Source organism: Vibrio sp. CK2-1 (assembly GCF_021726515.1).
GTDB lineage: Bacteria > Pseudomonadota > Gammaproteobacteria > Enterobacterales > Vibrionaceae > Vibrio.
The window spans coordinates 702,662-720,796 of record NZ_JAKKCJ010000001.1 but is presented as its reverse complement, the minus strand read 5'-3'; the positions used below and the strand labels follow the sequence as shown (position 1 = coordinate 720,796).

The window sequence follows — 18,135 nt, the reverse complement described above, 5'->3', positions numbered from 1 at the left end:
TTAGTGTGAAAGGAAGAGGGCTTGGGTCATCGCTTTTTTAAACTTACTCTAAAACGGATAAAAATCAGGCAGACTGGCGCAAAACTTGCTTACAATCAAACAGAGCGAAGTTTTTTTGCTGTTACTACAACAGAATATAGTTTGCGTAACGAAAGGCCTCTATACTCAAGTGACTTGGATATAGGCTGGCACTTGTAACTTCACCTAGGACAATATCGCGCTTTATGACAAATTCGATGCAACAACTCCGACATTATTGGTCTGATAAAACCGTTAACTACTGCATTCGAATTCTTATCTCGCTTTTAGGTGTGGTACTGCCTTGTTGGTATTACGGCTACTCTACTGAAATCACGCCGCTGATCTTAGGTATTATTGCTGCTGCACTAGCCGAAACCGATGATAACTTCATGGGACGAATTCGGGCGCTGATCTTAACCTTTATCTGCTTTACGATTGCTTCATTTTCGATAGAAATTCTGTTTCCCTATCCGCCATTATTCGCCATTGGTCTGTTCACTAGTACTTTTGGTTTTATCATGCTCGGCGCGATTGGCCCACGTTATGCCAGCATTGCCTTTGGTTCATTGCTGATCGCGATCTACACCATGTTGGGCTATCACTTATACGACAACATACTCTATCAACCTGCTCTCTTGTTAGCCGGTGCCGCTTGGTATTACTTACTTTCAATGTTGTGGCAAATATTTTGGCCAATGCAGCCAGTACAACAAGGCTTGGCCAATGTATTTGAAGAACTGGCTAACTACCTTGAAACGAAAAGCTCGTTATTTCATCCGGTTTCTGGTTTAACTCCGCAGCCTTACCGTATCCTAGAAAGTAAGCTGAACTCCGCAACGGTTAATGCTTTAAACCAAGCCAAAAGTACCCTACTCACTCGCTCTAAACGTGGACATGTTGATGGCCCAAGTGACCGTTATTTACAACTGTACTTTTTAGCGCAAGATATTCACGAACGCATCAGCTCGACTCATTATCGATACCAAGATTTAGCCGAGCACTTCTCGCGTAGTGATGTTCTGTTTCGCTTCAAGTATTTAATGCAAACTCAAGCGAAAGCCTGTCGTGAGATCTCTGAAGCATTAGAAGCGGGGAAAGCTTACAAATACGATGGCGATTCGATCTGGGCGCTGGATGAATTGCAGTTATCAATGCAGTACCTAAAAGATCAAAATCGCCCTGAATGGAAGTACCCATTAAGCCAACTTTTTTACCTATTCAATAATATGGTGACCGTAGAAAAGCAGCTATCTAACGTCAGCAATCCAGATACGTCTAAATTTACGCCAGAAAATACCAGCGACGAAGCCAACGACTACTCATTGCATGACACGACGGCTCATACGCCAAAAGTCATGTGGCAACGTATTCGTAATAACTTAAATAAAGATTCAATGTTATTCCGCCATGCACTACGTATGTCGATTGTACTGACCGTAGGTTACGGGGTAATTCAAGGATTAGGACTAGAGCGCGGCTACTGGATCATGCTAACCAGCCTATTTGTATGCCAACCTAACTTTAGCGCCACCAGACAAAAACTTACTGCGAGAGTAATTGGCACCATTGCCGGCCTACTCGTCGGTGTACCACTACTAACCTTGTTCCCTTCACAAGAAAGCCAATTAGTCTTTTTAGTGTTATCCGGCACGCTATTCTTCGCCTTTAGAATGAATAACTACGGCTCAGCGACCGCTTTTATTACTTTGCTGGTACTGTTTTGTTTTAACCAATTAGGTGAAGGTTATGCGGTGATCTTGCCTCGCCTTGCAGATACCTTAATTGGTTGTGGTTTAGCGGTGTTTGCGGTGCGTTATATTCTTCCAGACTGGGAAGCCAAGAAACTGCATAGAGTGATGTCGGAAGCGATACAATCCAATAAAGATTATCTCGGGCAGATTATTGCTCAATATCGAATTGGTAAACGTGATGACGTCAACTATCGCCTTGCAAGACGTAACGCCCACACTATGGATGCCTCTCTTAGCACTACCATCAGTAATATGTTGGCAGAACCCGATAAGTACAAAAAATCCATTGATGAGAGTTTCCGTTTCTTAACGCTTAATCACGCGATGCTGAGCTATATTTCCGCACTCGGCGCTCACCGTAAACGTATCGACGATCCAGAAACTCACCTACTCATTTTAGAAGCCCACAAAGGCATTCACGAAAGCCTAGAGCAACTAGAACAGCAGCTTTATTATCACAATGGCGAAATTACCTTAGATTCATTCAATAGCGAATTAGATAAGAAGTTAAGCGAATGGCGAGAAGGCGATGAAGAAACCGTCCGTTTGATCTTACAACAGCTGCATTTAATCTACCGCATGCTGCCTGAGATGTACTCGCTAGCGAATAAGTTTTCGGTAAGATTGCCGACTGCTGTGGCGAGTGTTGGTGAGGGGTAATAGATCTACATAACCATGTTAACTAATTGAAGCTACACTATAGCCTACCCCTCCCATATTACTGATACCTAAATTTAAAATAAAACAGAACGCTCAATTTGAAGATGTTGTTTCAATTAAACCTGATATTCCCTTCAATAAATTAATGAGCTCCTGTGACGATCGAATTCTATGTTTTTCATGGATCTCAAATGCTTTAATAAATTCATGATTTTTTAAAGCGAGAAAGGTCGCGGTATGCTCTCTCGTTGAGGCTTCAGGGATAGACCGAATTTGTAATGTCATTAATCTAACTCGTTGAGATTTATCCAACAACTGTTGAGCTAATTTTGCTAAGGTCTGATTTTCAGATAAGCGGATTAATACGTTATGAAAACCTGTATCATGCCTCAACCAAAGCTCTTTATCACCATTATCAAAAGCTGTATTCATCCCTTCAACATGGTCTGTTAACTCTAACCATAATGGACCAGCAAGATGGTGTTTTTCAATAGAGCGTATAGCTTGTAACTCTAATCCAGCGATCACATCATAGATCTCTTTCAGCTCCACAATTGAAATTGGACGGATATACACCCCTCTTCGAGGAACTATATCGACCAAACCTTCTTGAGTTAATCGAATACAAGCTTCACGCACTGGAGTACGTGACATATCAATCGTATCAGCTAATATTTGCTCATAATAATAATGCCCCACTTTTAACTCATTTCCCAAAATCATGCCACGCAATTTATCATACGCAATTTCGGTTAAGTTTTTTTTCATTATTCTTACCTATTTTTCATACTAGGCCATCTTATCTGGTAACATGCCACTGTGATTGATGATTTTACTGAAAAAGCCAATGCGCTGGCCTGACTCCCTTAATTCCACTTTTTATCCTAACGATCTTCTCTCCTAACAAACACCCTAGGAGTATACCATCATCAGCAAAAGCCAATGACGAGATGTTATTTAACACTTCGCCCCCATTGGTGAGTAAATGTTCTCTATCCATTTTATTATCTTCATATGCTTGCTCAACCCAATCAATGTGATTGATTTTTACGTCTTCTAGCCATACTTTTTGCGTGCCATCTGGGGCGACTCGAATCACACGATTACTCACAATACTAGTTACCCATAAATAACCCTCTTGATCCATTGTTAGCCCATCAGGGAAAGTACCTTTTCCAAAGGTTGTCAGTACTTTTTTATTAATCAGCGTATTATTGTCAATATCAAACTGAATTAATTCACGAGAAAAAGTGGCGTTTACGTATAATTGCGTTCCTTCTGTATTTACCCAAACTTCATTGGTATAGCCAAGCCCATCAGCCACAATGCGAGCACCTTGCTGATCCACTAAAATAATAAATCCATCATCACAAAATTTCCTATAAGCATCTGCTCTGGGAGATACTCTGGTGCTCACCGTGATCCAGATTCGGTCTTGATGATCTAGGTATACAAAATTCGTCGGCGGAAGTTTCTGATCATCAATTTCGACCAGCCAAGGGGATATTTGATTCTCTCTCGTCAAACGGTAAACACCACCACTTTCTTCACCTAAATGAGCAATAAGAAAACTACCATCTTTTAAGAGACAAAATCCATTGGTTTGTAATAAACCAATTCCATCGGCTTTGCCTCCCCAGAATGTTTGCTCGCCATGCTTGTCAATGCGAGTAACTCCGCCTCGAAAGTCAGACACAAACACATCCCCATTCGCATTGGTCAATACACACTCAGGACGGCATAAATCATGACCAAGGTATTCAATTTCATTCTCAAATTTATTAATCATTGATATCCACCCTGATCCGTTTTTCATTGGACAAATAAATTGCCTCTTCTATTTTTAAGTTGGTCAAATATTCAGAAGCCTGATTTTCTAGTAATGTACCTTGCGTATAATGCGCAACAATGTGTGAGATCAAATTGAACACACAATCGCCACCAAAACTGTGGTCTCTCCATTGGTAGTTAATTTCCACTTCTTCCTTTGATTGAAACGCTCTAAAGTAGATGTGAGCATCACCATCCATTCTTAGAACACCTTTAGTTCCTTCAATCAACATTTCTCCCATTGTAGTGCGAGGATTTTTAGCTTTGTGATCAAGTAATCTATTTCCATTAAATGTGGCTTGTATGCCGTCATTGATATCAAAAATAACCAATGCAGAATCTTCACCCTTAATATGCTCATTACACTTTCTCAAATGCGCATAGACACTACTGACTTCACCGAATAAAAATCGAAATGTATCAATGAAGTGGATAGCGGTCTCATGGATTAAAAACCGAGTCATCGTCTGAAAATATGGTTGTCGACTAAGGTAAGCCTGGTCTCCTTGCCCGTCCCCTGGTCGAAGGTTGAAGTTGACATTTAATACATCTCCTAGCATTTCTTCTTTAAGTATCTCCCTCATTTTTCGATACCAAGGCTTAAAACGAAAATTCTCATGAACAATTAAGTCAATTCCAGCTTCCTTGGCTAAATTAACTAAATACTTAGCCTCAGAAATATTTAATCCAAACGGTTTTTGAACAATGACATTTACTCTGTATTTAGCAGCGATTTCAATTAATTCTCTGTGCGTACTAGGAGGAGTAATAATATCAATTATCGTTGGTGACAGTGTTTTAATGGCATGTTCTAAGTCACTACCAATATAATCAATGTCATATTGATGCTTTACCTGATTTGATGTCTGTTTATCTAGACTGCAAATACCCACCACTTGAGCATCTTTTACTCTTGACCAGGCTTCATAATGAAACTGACTAAAATACCCTGTTCCAACTGCCACAACATTAATACGATTATTCATGATCAACTCCAGGTGAATTTTTCATTCCTTTCTTAGAAAAGAGAGAGCGAACGGCCTCATTAATCGGTTTAAATTGAGATAACACCAAATATAGAATCACCACTAATAACACCAAACAAACCGGACGAGAAAACAAAGGCAAGAAACTACCTTCAGAAATCATCAAAGCACGGCGTAAACTCTCATCCGCCATTTGACCTAGAACTAGACCAATTACCATAGGAGAGATGGGGAATTTATTCTCACTCAAAATATAAGCAACGATCCCAACGGGTAACATCAAATATAAATTAAAAAGGTTTAAACCCAGGGCATACGCCCCCAGGATACAAAGCACTCCCACAATAGGAATAAATAACTGGCTAGGAATACTTAAAATCTTAATCACTGGCTTAGCCAGTAAAATCCCATTGATAAACATAGCAAATGACGCCAGTACCATAATCGCCGTCACTTCTAGTAAGAAACCTGGATTTTCAGCTTCAATGGTAGGCCCGGGAATAACACCATGCAGCAATAGCGCTCCAAGTAACATAGCCGCGGGTGGACTGCCGGGAATCCCTAAAGTCAGTAAAGGAATAAGTGCCCCACCAATACTCGCATTGTTAGCAGTTTCTGTTGCAATGATTCCTGTTTCACTGCCTTTACCAAACTTCTCTTTCTCTTTATCTGATGACGTACTTTTTGCCATACTGTAAGATACCCAGCCTGCAATATCTTCACCCACCCCCGGAACAGCTCCAATACCTACGCCTGCTAAAGCAGAACGAAATATGTGTTTTATGTTACGAATTACTTTTGAAAAGTTAGGCAGGATTCTTCCTATTTTTTCCGCTTTCTTCAGCGTTTCTCCTTCAGAAAGAACTCGTATAATTTGAGGTATGGCAAACGCACCAATTAGCACAGGTACAATTTCTAATCCGCTATCAAGCTGACTTTGTTCAAAGGTATATCTCGGAAAAAATTGTAACGTATCTCGTCCAACCAAAGCCAAAAACAATCCAATGAAGCCCGCAATCCATCCTTTGATAACCAAATCATCATTAGCTAAAGTTCCGCTAATGATGATGCCAAATATGGCCAACAGGAAAAATTCCCACGAAGTAAATTGAAGTGCAAATTGGGAAATTACCGGAGCAAGGACGACAAGAAATATCAAACCAATAACTGTGCCAATAAAAGACGCTGTGGTGGTTAAACCTAACGCTTTACCCCCTTCCCCTTTTTTAGCCAATGCATACCCATCAATTGCCGTAGCTGCTGCTGCGGGAGTTCCAGGAATATTAATCAAGATGGCAGGATAAGAACCACCGTAAATAGCCCCAACATACATACCTAATAAAGAGATCAATGCCGTACTTGTCTCTAAGTTGTATGTTAGTGTCGTCAATAATGCGACCCCTAGTGTTGCCGTCAAGCCTGGCATAGAGCCAAATAATATGCCAAGAAAACTCGACCCAAATAGAATAAAAATATTTTCTGGTTTGGTTATCAAATCAAACATGACATTAAAAAAATGTATAAATTGCTCAAACATAGTCTATCCCTTTTATTGACTATAGATTTAAAATATCATACCAAATGTATTCCATTCCCATGATCACATTCCCATACTCAACAGGCATAGGAACTTGTAATAGGAAGTTAAATGTAAACACCAAAACTAAGGGAACAATAATTGAGACAATTAAAATATTTATTTTCTTTTTCTTATCAACATCATTTACCACTAATAATAAGGTTAGTAGTACAATCGAAGTGAGCATTCCTAAGTCACTCGAAAGAATTAACTTTTCATCATAAGAAACATCTAAAGATATAAAATAAAATTCTTCAGAAAACACCAGCCTAGAAATTAAAATAATGCTAAGTAGTAAAATATTAATAAAAAAGCTGGATCTTTTAACAACGGCATTATCTGTATAAAATCGAGAAAACATACTTAAAAGAAAGACGACCGTCGCTAAGTAAAAGTCTGATGATGGTATATAAAAATAAATATACAGTGAAAGGATCAAGATAACGTACCAACGATTGGTATTCACTGCACTATCCAATTTCCCCAACCATGAGCTAAAACTAAACATGGATTGAAAGCTTATCGATGGATAAGATTTAAACAATAAATAAAGACAACTAACGGTCAATAACGAAAGTAAGACTAAAGGAAACAGCGCCGGTGATACATACCACTTACTGTCGACACCACCAAAGGTGCCATCCATTGGATAGCTTGATGTCTCCCAAAATAAAAAAGCACAGACCGTCAATAAAACCAATGCTATTTTAAAATCATTCTTTCTAAGAGATTGTACATCGCCACTTTTCATAACATAACCTTCATCAACAGTGTAACGTGAGTACAAAACGCTCACGTTACACTTCATTGTCTCTATGGTTTAGGAATCCCAAACTTCTCTGGGTTGAACTTTGCCGCACCAAGCTCCCATAGTGTCCAAGCAAAGGTAGATTCAAGCTGGCTAAAGATCTCTGTTGCTTCCTCTCCATAGGCACCACTTAATGTATAAAGATTCTTATCAGCCCATGTCTTCACTTCCTGAGATGCCATCGCTTTCTTAAAAGCTTCAGCCAGTGTATTCTTCACTTCATCAGAAGCACTTGCATGAACGGCAAAACCAATAGATTGAACAACTAGAGGAAAGTCTTTTAATTGAGGATAAGCGTCAAATGCAGAAGGAATTTCACCCACACCAGAAATAGTAAAACTATCTTTAGTTAACATTGCCAATGGACGTAATTTACCTGCTCTAAGCAATGCTGATTGCTCCGCTGCCGACGTAATTACAACACTGATTTCTCCCGTTGCAGCTGCTGTTTGTGAAGGTGCAGAACCTGGGTAAGGGACAAATTTAAAAGAAATATCAGTCCCTTTCTCTAAACCCAGTAAATTAATATGATGAATGGAGCCTGAACCACCAGCACCCGCTTTAATTTCTCCCGGTTCTTTCTTTGCCGCAGCAATCAGTTCTTCCAATGTTTTATAAGGGGAATCGGCACTGACTGAGACTAAATCAGGTGATCCCCCGACAATGTACGGATACCAAACATCAAATTTCTTATCCCAGCCACCATTTACAGCAGCTGTCACATTCGAATCAGCAATACCAACGATGTTATAGCCATCAGCTCTCTTAGCCAATACGCTACTCATGCCAATAGAACCAGCAACGCCACCAGTTTTATTAGTCACTTTAATGTTCACATCCAGTGTTTTTGACATCTCTGCCATCAACATACGGTTAATACTGTCAGTGCCGCCACCAGCAGACCAAGTCACTGTATCTGTAATGGTTCTCGCAGGATACGTTTTGGCAGCGGTTGCATTTGCAGCCACCATGACCGAAGCGACACATCCCGCTGTTACTAGAATATTTTTATAATTAAATTTCATAATCGTTCCTTTTGTAGAGTTAAGGCAGAATTCTTTCTGCTCTTGTAATTACCACACAATTTTACAGTGCATTTACATACTAGTAACACATTAAGGCTCTATCAATGTATACGTTAGGTTATTTTTAAAAATATGATCAAGATCGATTGTTTAAAAACTTCATGTGAAAATAGAGATGAATTAACAAAAAAAATTCTGCTTGCGATGAAGGGTCATAAAAATTTAAGTGTAGAAAGCTATCACGAGCAAGGTGTCACCCTCTCTCGTGATAGAGTAAATGAAGTAGGTTGCTATGGAGAAGAATAAGACACTTTCAGTTCTTGTACTTCGTCATCTGATAAATAGCGCGTATTGTTTTCCGGCAATATGAACTTCAATTTAGCGGTTTCTTCTAATTCTTCTAAATTGTAAGTCGCGGCTTGTAAGGATTTCCCCATCACGGTCACACCGTGATTGGCCATAAGAATGGCGTTATGATCGACACTTAGTCGGGATAAATCTTCAGCTATTTTCGGTGAACCAGGTCTATAATATGGAATCATTGGCAAAGCGCCGACGCGCATCACATAGTAAGGGGTAAACGCACGCATAGCATTGCTGTAGTCCAACTCCTTTAGGCACGACAAAGCGGTCAAATAAGTACAATGCAGATGCACTATGGCTTTGTGATCCGAATTACTCTGGTAAATTTCACGGTGAAAGTCGACCTCTTTAGATGGTTTATCGCCCGCTAAATAGTCCCCTTGCAACGTCACCACTGACAGTCTTTCCGCCACCAATTCACCTAAGCATGAGCCGGTTGGCGTTGCAAGAACATTACCATCGGCAAGAAGAATAGACAGATTGCCCGCGCCTCCGGTGGCATAACCACGCTGAAACAGAGATAAGCCATACTTCACCATCTGCGCTCGTTCCGTTGCATATTGCTGGGTATAGTCTGTCATTGCATCATCTCCTGCGCGATAAAGAAAAAGTGTTCATTGCCAAAATTCCCCGACTTTAACGCCAGAGCGCTTTGATCTTCTAGCGATCGTACCCAAGGCACTCCCGGAGCAATGCTACGGCCAATATCAAAACTGGTTGCACCTAAAGCTTTCACCACAGTCCCTGACGTTTCGCCTCCTGCACTGATGATGACTTTCAAATCATGAGATTTTAAACGCTGAATTAACTGAGAAAATAACGCCTCTACTGCAACAGAAGCTCGTGCACCATAGTGAGCTTGAATCTGCTTTAATTCGTCCGGTTGTACAGTGGCATACACCAAGGGAAACCATTTTGAATCATTGGCATGAGTATCAAATTTATCCACTACCCAGGCTTCAACCTGATCAATATAATCAGAGTTATTGATGCATTCACCAACGTTCAGTTTAAAAGCGGCGGCTTGCTGTTGATAAGCAGCCACTTGTTTATTGGTCATCTCAGAACATGATCCTGAGATGACTATGCCTCTTTGTCCGAGTGCTGGGCTATATGGGCTATACTCAGTTTGAGGGTTTTGTTGAGAAATCGCAGCTGCAATAGCGCCAACCAATCCCGATCCTCCTGTGACTAACGAATAACCCAAGCTCAATTGACCCAATAGCGCTAGATCCGAATCATCAATGGCATCACAAATGATGTATTGGCATGCTTGCAAACTTTGCAATTTTTCATCCATCACTTGCTGACTTTCATAGTAAGTCCGACTCAGTAAACCAGCACTGCCCGATGACTGGCTTTCCATTAACGAGACTAAGTTAGAATCTGTCATCGGAGTAATGGGATGATGGCGCATACCTGAATCACTCAATAACTGCTCAAACACAAATAGATGCCCCATATAAACACTGCGTCCATTCACAGGTAAAGCAGGGCAAACCAAGGTTTGTTGACAGTTAAGCTGCTGCATCAAAGCATCCGTTACTGGTCCGATATTGCCTTCCTTAGTGCTATCAAACGTCGAGCAATACTTAAAATAAATCATCTCACAACCTTGCTGACGTAACCAATCACTGGCCGCCAACGACTCATCTATCGCTTGATCCACAGGACACGAGCGACTTTTTAACGCCACCACAATCGCTTGAGCCTCTTGATATTCACTGAGTGCTTGCGGTGAACTCTTTTGCGGAATGCCATTCACCTGAATGGCATTCAGGCCACCAGCGACAATAAAACTTGCCGCATCCGTCGCCCCCGTAAAATCGTCCGCAATAACGCCAATTTTCATACGCTATCTCCTTTATGAACGCTCGCTAAAGCATCAGCTTTTTCTCAACTAGGGAGCTAATTTCAATCAAACCAGAGCAGCCACCCAGCTCATACGGCAGTAGCTCACCAGTGGCATACGCCGCTTCCACTGCCCCATCCAGTTTTTGAGCTGCTTGTAGCAATTCAGGTACTTGATGTTTATCTGCCAAATATTCCAGCATCATCATTCCAGACAAAATCATCGCGGTTGGGTTTGCTTTCGCTTGTCCCATGATATCGGGAGCGGATCCATGGCAAGGTTGGAATACCGCATGGTTATCACCAATCTCTCCCGAAGGTGCCATTCCCATACCTCCCATGAGACCAGCCGCTATGTCAGACAAAATATCGCCATATTGATTCTCTGTTGGCATCACATCAAATACCCAAGGACGACGCACCATATCTAATGCCGCAAAATCCACGTACTGATGATTGGCTTGTACATCCGCATTTTGCTCGGCCACTTCATAGAACCACTTACGTGCAATATGTTGTGAAGACAATACATTGGCTTTATCAATATGTGTCACAAGGTTATTACCACGTCCTTGTTCTACTCGGCGACGAGCCAATTTAAAGCTAAAGTCATATAACTTTTTACTGGTGGTTTGTGAAATGCGCATCAGGTTATGTGCGTACTCTTCATCATCCAATTCGTGTCCTCGAGGGAACGCAAACAACCCTTCTGTCGATTCACGCACTATGACAAAATCCAGTGATTTACTACGCTCATCGGCTAATGGCAAAGGCAGTCCAGGTAGCGTTCGACATGGGCGAACACCTGCATATAAATTCAGACGCTTACGCAAATCATGTTGCGGCCCAATTTCTGTTCCATCTGGATAACGAATATCGGGGTGCCCCATAGCAGACAATAAAATGGCATCCGCTTGTTCTGCTTGTTGGAAATGTTCTTCAGGAAATGCATCTCCTGTATCAGCATAATACTGAGCCCCTGCATCTATGTGTTGGAAATCCAATTTAACACCAAATTGATGCGCGGCTTCTTTCACTAAATCTACCGCTGGCGGCGTCACTTCTGTACCTATGCCATCACCTGGCATAACAGCAATCGTAAATTTTTTCATAATATGTCCTTTCACTTATAAAACTTTGTGATAAATCTGAATGTCTTTGCTTTCTATCATCTCTTGAGTTTGTTGATTGAACTCCAAGAAGTGTGCGGTGGTCAGGTGGAAATCAAACGCAGCTTGAGTGGCGTACACTTCGTATAAAAACACGCGTTTTTTTTCTTGATCGATACACACATCAAATTGATAACATTCATCTTCATCCAATGACGCTTGAGCATTGGTTTTCATCAAAGGTAAAAAGGTTTCCCAAGCTTGAGGCCGAATATCAAAAGTTACTGTGACTACAAACATGAAAACTCCTTACAACATGCCTTCGGCATAGCCGAATAAAAAAGCTAAAACACCAAGGGTAATAACTACCCCCACAATCTCAGGCCAGTGGCCAAACTCATAATTTTTAGGTTCTGAGCCATTATCAATATTCATCTGATGCTCCTATTTTCCTAAGTACGGTAGCCACAAAGCGATTTGTGGGAAAAGTAATACCAAGGTTAAACCGATTAGCTGCAACCCAATAAAAGGAAGAACTGCGGCAAAGATTTCCTGCAAAGTCACATCTTTTGGTGCGACACTCTTTAAGTAGAAACAAGCCGGGCCAAATGGTGGAGATAACATATAAATCTGGATATTCATCGCAAATAAAATGCCAAACCAAACCGGGTCATAACCTAGCTGAGTCACCACAGGCGCAAAGACAGGTACAGTGATAAAGACAATCGCAATCCAATCCATGAAAGTACCCAATAGCATCACAATTCCCATCATGATCAAGATCACGACAATAGGTGGAACGTCTAAACCAGTAAGCATGCCATTTAAGAAAGAAGTACCGCCAATAATGTTATAAATGCCAACTAAACTTACTGCCCCCACAATCAACCAGACAATCGAACCTGTAGTCACTGTCGTGGCCCAAAGCGCTTCTTTTACCCCTTTCGCATTGATTTCTCGGCGTAAGAAAGCCACTAATAATGCACCGACACAACCAATCGCAGCTGACTCTGTTACTGTAGCGATACCACTGTAAATTGCCCCAAGTACTGAACCGATTAAAAGAACAGGCAAAACGATGCCTTTGAGGTACACCAAACGCTGAGAGAGCGGAAGCTGAGCTTCTGGCACATCGTAGGTCGGCCCCAACGATGGGTTAAGACGGCAACGAATGACGATATAAAGCACGTATAAAGTGGCGAGTAAGACACCCGGACCAATACCTGCGGTGAAAAGATCTTTCACCGATACACCCGCCTCTGAACCGTACACAATCAGCACCACACTCGGTGGAATTAAGGTCGCCAATGAGCCAGAAGCAGCAATGGTGCCTATAGAGAGTTTGCGGTCATAACCTAAACGAAACATCTGTGGTAAGGCGATCAAACCCAGCAGAACAATCTCTCCGCCGACAACGCCACTCATTGCAGCTAAAACCACACTCACAAACACGGTCTGAACAGCAATACCGCCACGCATTTGGCCACCTAAAATAGCCATGCTATTAAAGAGATCTCGAGCAACACCAGAACGCTCTAGTACATTCGCCATAAAAACAAAAAATGGCACGGCAATTAGAGTATGCTTTTCAAACACATGCACAACGTTACTAGAAACTAAAACTAAACCATCTGGACCAAAATTCAGCAAAGCGGTCGCCAAAGAGACCAGTAATGTTGATGCTCCTAAAGGAACTCCAATCGCCATTAAACCAAATAAACTTAAAATGATAAGTAGGGTGATTAATTCAATACCCATATCATTCCCCTTCTACATAATGTTGAGTTGTGAATAGGTTCGCTAACAATTGAATGAGATATAAAAAACACGCTACCAGTAATAACACCTTTAAATAACTCGGTAATGGAGGATTAAAGGCACTACCAGAACGTTCTAAATAACTGAAACTATGCAATGCAGGCTCCCAGGCAGACCAAGCAAGCCCCAGCACAGCGACAATACTGATCACAATGGCAAGTTTTTGCATTTTGCGCCAAACTCGTTGTCCAACAACTAACTCCATCACCGTTACTGTGATATGACGTTGTTGTTGAGTTACAGCGCCCACACTCAAGAGCCAAGCCGTACCACATAACGCCATCACGATTTCTAAATTCCATGCACTGGGTGATTCAAAGACATAACGTAGAATTACCTCTGTCACAGCTAATAACACCGCTGTGAGATAAAGGATTCCGCAGCTTTTGCCGATAAAATGACTGAATTTCCCCACAGAATCTCTTGGACTATGCTTAGTCATACTGTTTCCTTCTTAAAAAGGTGGGCGAGCCCCACCTAAATTAAACTAAAGCAACCCTTTAGATTTCATGTAGTTATAATGAACATCTAAGGCTTTTCTAGCTTCTGGGGATTTATCTGCGGTTTCTTCCCATGCGCCTTGGGCTATTTTGCGGAATGCATCTCGGTCTTCTTGTGGCCAATTGATGACTTCAATTTGTGGATCTTGCTGATCGCGCGCTACCAACTCTTTATCTTGCTTATCCAGTGCTTGGAGCAAATCAGCATACGAAGCATAAAACCATTCTTGCAACGTCTCTTGTTGCTCAGGCGTTAACTTTTTCCACGTTTTTTGACCAACAGTGAATTGATGCACCGCCATCGAATGTATTCCTGGATACAGTGGGTATTTAGCTATTTGGTTAAAGCCATTTTGGTCATTATTGACATAAGCGGACGCATCAGCTGCATCAACAACCCCTTTCTCTAATGAAGTGAACACTTCTGAAAATGGGATATTCACAGGGCTTGCTCCTGCCGCTCGGAATACTGAAGCTGCCAAACCTTCTGGAGAGCGGATTTTAATGCCTTTAAGATCATCAACATGGCGAATCGGAACCTTAGCAACTAATGCTTCTTTCGATACTGCACCACACCCAATCACATGAATGGAATTTGGTTTGATCTTATCCCAGGTCTCTTGCAGAGCTTCGGCTCCTCCGCCATTACGGCAAAAGTCTTGTACTTGTTGTGGTGTGTCATACCCCGCAATAAGATCGCCTAAAATAGCAAAGGCAGGATTGCGGCCACTAAAGTAAGAAATTGAAGTTAAATCACCACCAAGCACGCCAAGGGCCACACCTTCAGGGGTTTTATTTCTTGGCATGACAGAGTTAATTGGCATTAATTCAATTTTTAGCTCGCCATTAGACATAGACTCCAACTTAGGAATCCAATTCTCATTCATGTATTTAAATGAGAAGCCACCAGACTGAGTCGAGGTTTGAACTTTAAGTAAAGTCTGAGCTTGCACATCTTTTGAACTAATGGATATTCCAATCGTCGCAGCCATAACGATAGCCGTTACTGAATGTTTAAACATAATATTATCCTTTTTATATGTAGAGTTCGAAGAAGTACAACTTAACCTTCTCGTTACATTCTAGTTACACATTAAATTAAATCAATGTATACGTAGATTTAATTTAATGAATTATGATCAAGGTCCAAAATCAACACAGTGATTCAACTATTCGATATTCATGGATAAGTATTGATATTAGAAAAGGAAGGTACGTTGAGAATTGGTTTACAAGTTTATAGCGAAAGGTAATTCATTGTTTACATTGATATATTATATTAATTTTGAAAAAATAATTTAAAATAGCAACCTACTAATCTTATTAAAACATAGGATTGATAGTGCTATTTCTCTTAGGCTACTCCACAAAAAACCTCAACATTTCTCTATATTGCTGCTCTGCTTTCTCGCGTTCAACCAATTGAAACTGAACCTTTGTACCTGGTGGGTATTGGGCGAGTTTACTGATGCTTGTTCTGGTTAGGCAGCCGATTTTGGGATAGCCGCCTATGGTTTGGTGATCGGCCATTAACACGATTGGTTGACCGTCACTTGGGATTTGGATCGCGCCGAGTGCAATACCTTCGGAAATTAAACTTTCACCGTCATATTCAACGCTATCGCCGGATAACCGATAGCCCATTCGATCACTATTAGGACTGACGGTATAAGTACCGTTCAAAAACTGCTTTCGGGCGGCTTGGGAAAACTGTTCATATTGATAAGTGGCAATCATATCTAGTATGCAAGGAGTCGTTGTCGCGGCTAATTCTGGATAGTGTGGAATAAACTCGGTTGGAACTTGGCGCAGTAGATCGTGCTCAGCGGCGTGATAAGAAACTTCATCACCTTTAGTTAGCGGTTCACCTCGGCCATGTAAGCCACCGATTTCATCTCGCATTACAGTCGAGCAACTTTCTAATACTTGGTTAATCTCGAAACCATGTTGAATGGCTAAATACGCGCGCATGCCTTGTCGAGCCGTTTTGCATTTTAAAATAGAGCCCGCTTTAACATGGTAACTGGCCCAAGGTTGAATTGGAGCGCCATCCAGTTCAGCAAGCATATCCGCGCCAGTCAGTGCTATTTGTGTTGGCTGACTAAACTCGCATTGAAACAGGCCTAGAGTAATTTCTACTTGCGCGACATTCATATCATTGCCAAGTAGATGATTCGCCCAGTGAAAAGCATGTTCATCCATCGGCCCACCGACTGCTGCGCCTATTCCTTGAAAGCCCATTCGCCCAGTATCTTGCAACAAGCTTAATGGGCCAGCATTGAGTACTTTTAATGTCATGAATGTATCCCACCATCTGCTTCAATTTGTCCGCCCATATCAATAAATTCTTTCCGAGTGATTGGCTTAAAACGAACCTGCGCACCAATATAAAACAGCGACAAATTGTCTCGCTCAAAATCCACTAGCGAGATTGGAGTGCGGCCAATAATATGCCAACCACCGGGTGAAGCTTTAGGGTAGACAGCGGTTTGCTGCTCAGCTATTGCGACACTACCTTTGGGAACTCTGGCTCGAGGTGTGCTTTTTCTCAGCATTTGTAAGCGACTATCTAGGTTGCCTAAATAAGCAAAGCCCGGGGCAAATCCAATCGCATAGACTCGGTAGTTTGTCTGGCTATGTACTTCTGCTACTTCCGACCATGATAAACCACTATGTTCACAAATCTCAGCCGCATCTAACGCCACTTCTTCACCATAGTAGACGGGCACTTCGATCTCTAAATGCTGTAACGATATAGAAGTAGAAGAAGGCTGATTGAGTAACGCTTCCACTTGCTGCTGAAAGTCACTCATGCTCGTTTGTAGGATATCGACGGTAATAAGAATCGAGTGGTAGGAAGGAATCGCATCAAGAATACAATCGCCCAGCGAGCTTTGCAGAGAGTAGAGGGCTTGAGTCACTTTCTCTGAGGTTTCAGCATCTATGGTGTTAGTAAAATACACCATAATGGTATTTTCGCTGATTATTTGTGTTTTCATGCGATTCCTTGCATTTTATTCACCTAGCCTATCGAAACGTATAAAGTCACGCTTACAACTTGACTGTAGCATTGGATCTTTCATAATGAATCGAATTTAAAAATTTCCGACAAGGTAGTGGTATGTCTAATTCGAAACTCAAAATTGATATTATTTCTGACGTGGTCTGTCCATGGTGCGTCATTGGGGTTAAACACCTTAAAGATGCCGTAGTTAAAAACAACTGGCAAGATCGTATCGATATTGAATGGTATCCGTTTGAGCTAAATCCAGATATGCCGCCAGAAGGCGAAAATTTACGTGAGCATATTGCGAGAAAATATGGCGCTTCAGCCGAAGAAAGTGAGCAAAATCGCCAACGTTTAATCGAGTTTGGAAAATCTGTCGGCTTCGAGTTTAACTTTACCGACGAAACCCGAATCTACAATACTCGCCAATGTCATATTCTATTAGACTACGCTCACTCAGTAGGCTTACAAACTCAGCTTAAAATCGCTCTTTTCACCGCTTACTTTACCGATGGCAAAAATATTTCTGATACTGATGTATTGCTAGATATCGGTGAGAAAGTGGGCCTAGAAGTCGATGAAATGATCGCCTACCTACATGATACTGCTGAACACGATAAGCTAGATGTGATTGAAGACCAATGGCGTGAAATGGATATCTCTGGTGTGCCGACGATTGTGTTTAACAATGAAAAAGGCTTAACCGGTGCACAAAGCGTCGAAAGCTATGAAGAAATGTTGAAGCATTATCTTAGCGAAGATTCTTCTGAAAAATAGCCTCTCCAGACAATCACTACATTTCAACTGAATACTGGCTACCGAATATG

At 41.4% G+C, this 18,135-nt stretch carries 18 protein-coding genes; 2 read left to right on the top strand and 16 right to left on the bottom strand.

All coding sequences use genetic code 11. The features are described from left to right. Positions 1 to 224: 224 nt before the first annotated feature. Positions 225 to 2,432: a YccS family putative transporter gene (yccS, locus tag L3V25_RS03135; protein WP_237294034.1), complete on the top strand. Its 2,208-nt coding sequence runs from the start codon at positions 225 to 227 to the stop codon at positions 2,430 to 2,432. 93 nt (positions 2,433 to 2,525) lie between these two features. Here the strand turns inward: yccS and L3V25_RS03130 are convergent, their stop codons facing one another. The 16 genes from L3V25_RS03130 to pxpB form a co-directional block, all read right to left on the bottom strand. Then, entirely contained in the window at positions 2,526 to 3,200 is a 675-nt protein-coding gene (locus tag L3V25_RS03130) for a GntR family transcriptional regulator (RefSeq protein WP_237294033.1), read from the bottom strand. A 64-nt stretch (positions 3,201 to 3,264) separates the two neighbouring features. After that, positions 3,265 to 4,221, bottom strand: coding sequence for an SMP-30/gluconolactonase/LRE family protein (locus L3V25_RS03125; RefSeq protein ID WP_237294032.1), 957 nt, complete (start codon positions 4,219 to 4,221; stop codon positions 3,265 to 3,267). Further along, positions 4,214 to 5,248 carry a Gfo/Idh/MocA family oxidoreductase gene (locus L3V25_RS03120; protein WP_237294031.1) on the bottom strand — a complete coding sequence of 345 codons (1,035 nt, stop codon included), beginning with the start codon at positions 5,246 to 5,248 and terminating at the stop codon, positions 4,214 to 4,216. The genes L3V25_RS03125 and L3V25_RS03120 overlap by 8 nt, the downstream gene beginning before the upstream one ends. Then, entirely contained in the window at positions 5,241 to 6,785 is a 1,545-nt protein-coding gene (locus L3V25_RS03115) for a tripartite tricarboxylate transporter permease (RefSeq protein ID WP_237294030.1), read from the bottom strand. The genes L3V25_RS03120 and L3V25_RS03115 overlap by 8 nt, the downstream gene beginning before the upstream one ends. Positions 6,786 to 6,804: 19 nt before the next feature. Then, positions 6,805 to 7,578 carry a hypothetical protein gene (locus tag L3V25_RS03110; protein WP_237294029.1) on the bottom strand — a complete coding sequence of 258 codons (774 nt, stop codon included), beginning with the start codon at positions 7,576 to 7,578 and terminating at the stop codon, positions 6,805 to 6,807. A gap of 62 nt (positions 7,579 to 7,640) precedes the next feature. Beyond that, on the bottom strand, positions 7,641 to 8,660 hold the full coding sequence (locus tag L3V25_RS03105) for a tripartite tricarboxylate transporter substrate binding protein (RefSeq protein WP_237294028.1): 1,020 nt from the start codon (positions 8,658 to 8,660) through the stop codon (positions 7,641 to 7,643). 290 nt (positions 8,661 to 8,950) lie between these two features. Beyond that, on the bottom strand, positions 8,951 to 9,604 hold the full coding sequence (locus L3V25_RS03100) for an aldolase (protein ID WP_237294027.1): 654 nt from the start codon (positions 9,602 to 9,604) through the stop codon (positions 8,951 to 8,953). Next, a complete protein-coding gene (otnK, locus tag L3V25_RS03095) occupies positions 9,601 to 10,875 on the bottom strand; it encodes a 3-oxo-tetronate kinase (protein WP_237294026.1) in 1,275 nt (424 codons plus the stop codon). Before otnK ends, L3V25_RS03100 begins: the two co-directional genes overlap by 4 nt. Before the next feature lie 25 nt (positions 10,876 to 10,900). Next, complete coding sequence (locus L3V25_RS03090) at positions 10,901 to 11,986, bottom strand: isocitrate/isopropylmalate family dehydrogenase (RefSeq protein WP_237294025.1); 1,086 nt, start codon at positions 11,984 to 11,986, stop codon at positions 10,901 to 10,903. Between the two features lie 15 nt (positions 11,987 to 12,001). Continuing rightward, complete coding sequence (locus tag L3V25_RS03085) at positions 12,002 to 12,283, bottom strand: putative quinol monooxygenase (protein ID WP_237294024.1); 282 nt, start codon at positions 12,281 to 12,283, stop codon at positions 12,002 to 12,004. A gap of 9 nt (positions 12,284 to 12,292) precedes the next feature. Further along, positions 12,293 to 12,418 (bottom strand): hypothetical protein, encoded by a 126-nt coding sequence (locus tag L3V25_RS16500; protein ID WP_267135403.1) that lies wholly within the window; start codon positions 12,416 to 12,418, stop codon positions 12,293 to 12,295. Positions 12,419 to 12,427: 9 nt separating this feature from the next. Continuing rightward, positions 12,428 to 13,741, bottom strand: coding sequence for a TRAP transporter large permease subunit (locus L3V25_RS03080; RefSeq protein ID WP_237294023.1), 1,314 nt, complete (start codon positions 13,739 to 13,741; stop codon positions 12,428 to 12,430). A 1-nt stretch (position 13,742) separates the two neighbouring features. After that, a complete protein-coding gene (locus L3V25_RS03075; protein ID WP_237294022.1) occupies positions 13,743 to 14,243 on the bottom strand; it encodes a TRAP transporter small permease in 501 nt (166 codons plus the stop codon). 45 nt (positions 14,244 to 14,288) lie between these two features. Continuing rightward, positions 14,289 to 15,323, bottom strand: a complete 1,035-nt coding sequence (locus L3V25_RS03070; RefSeq protein WP_237294021.1) for a TRAP transporter substrate-binding protein — start codon at positions 15,321 to 15,323, stop codon at positions 14,289 to 14,291. A gap of 337 nt (positions 15,324 to 15,660) precedes the next feature. Then, a complete protein-coding gene (locus L3V25_RS03065; RefSeq protein WP_237294020.1) occupies positions 15,661 to 16,599 on the bottom strand; it encodes a biotin-dependent carboxyltransferase family protein in 939 nt (312 codons plus the stop codon). Continuing rightward, on the bottom strand, positions 16,596 to 17,300 hold the full coding sequence (gene pxpB / locus L3V25_RS03060) for a 5-oxoprolinase subunit PxpB (RefSeq protein ID WP_237294019.1): 705 nt from the start codon (positions 17,298 to 17,300) through the stop codon (positions 16,596 to 16,598). The genes L3V25_RS03065 and pxpB overlap by 4 nt, the downstream gene beginning before the upstream one ends. Before the next feature lie 122 nt (positions 17,301 to 17,422). Here pxpB and L3V25_RS03055 point away from each other — a divergent pair, with 122 nt between their 5' ends. Next, positions 17,423 to 18,085 (top strand): DsbA family oxidoreductase, encoded by a 663-nt coding sequence (locus tag L3V25_RS03055; protein ID WP_237294018.1) that lies wholly within the window; start codon positions 17,423 to 17,425, stop codon positions 18,083 to 18,085. Positions 18,086 to 18,135 lie beyond the last annotated feature (50 nt).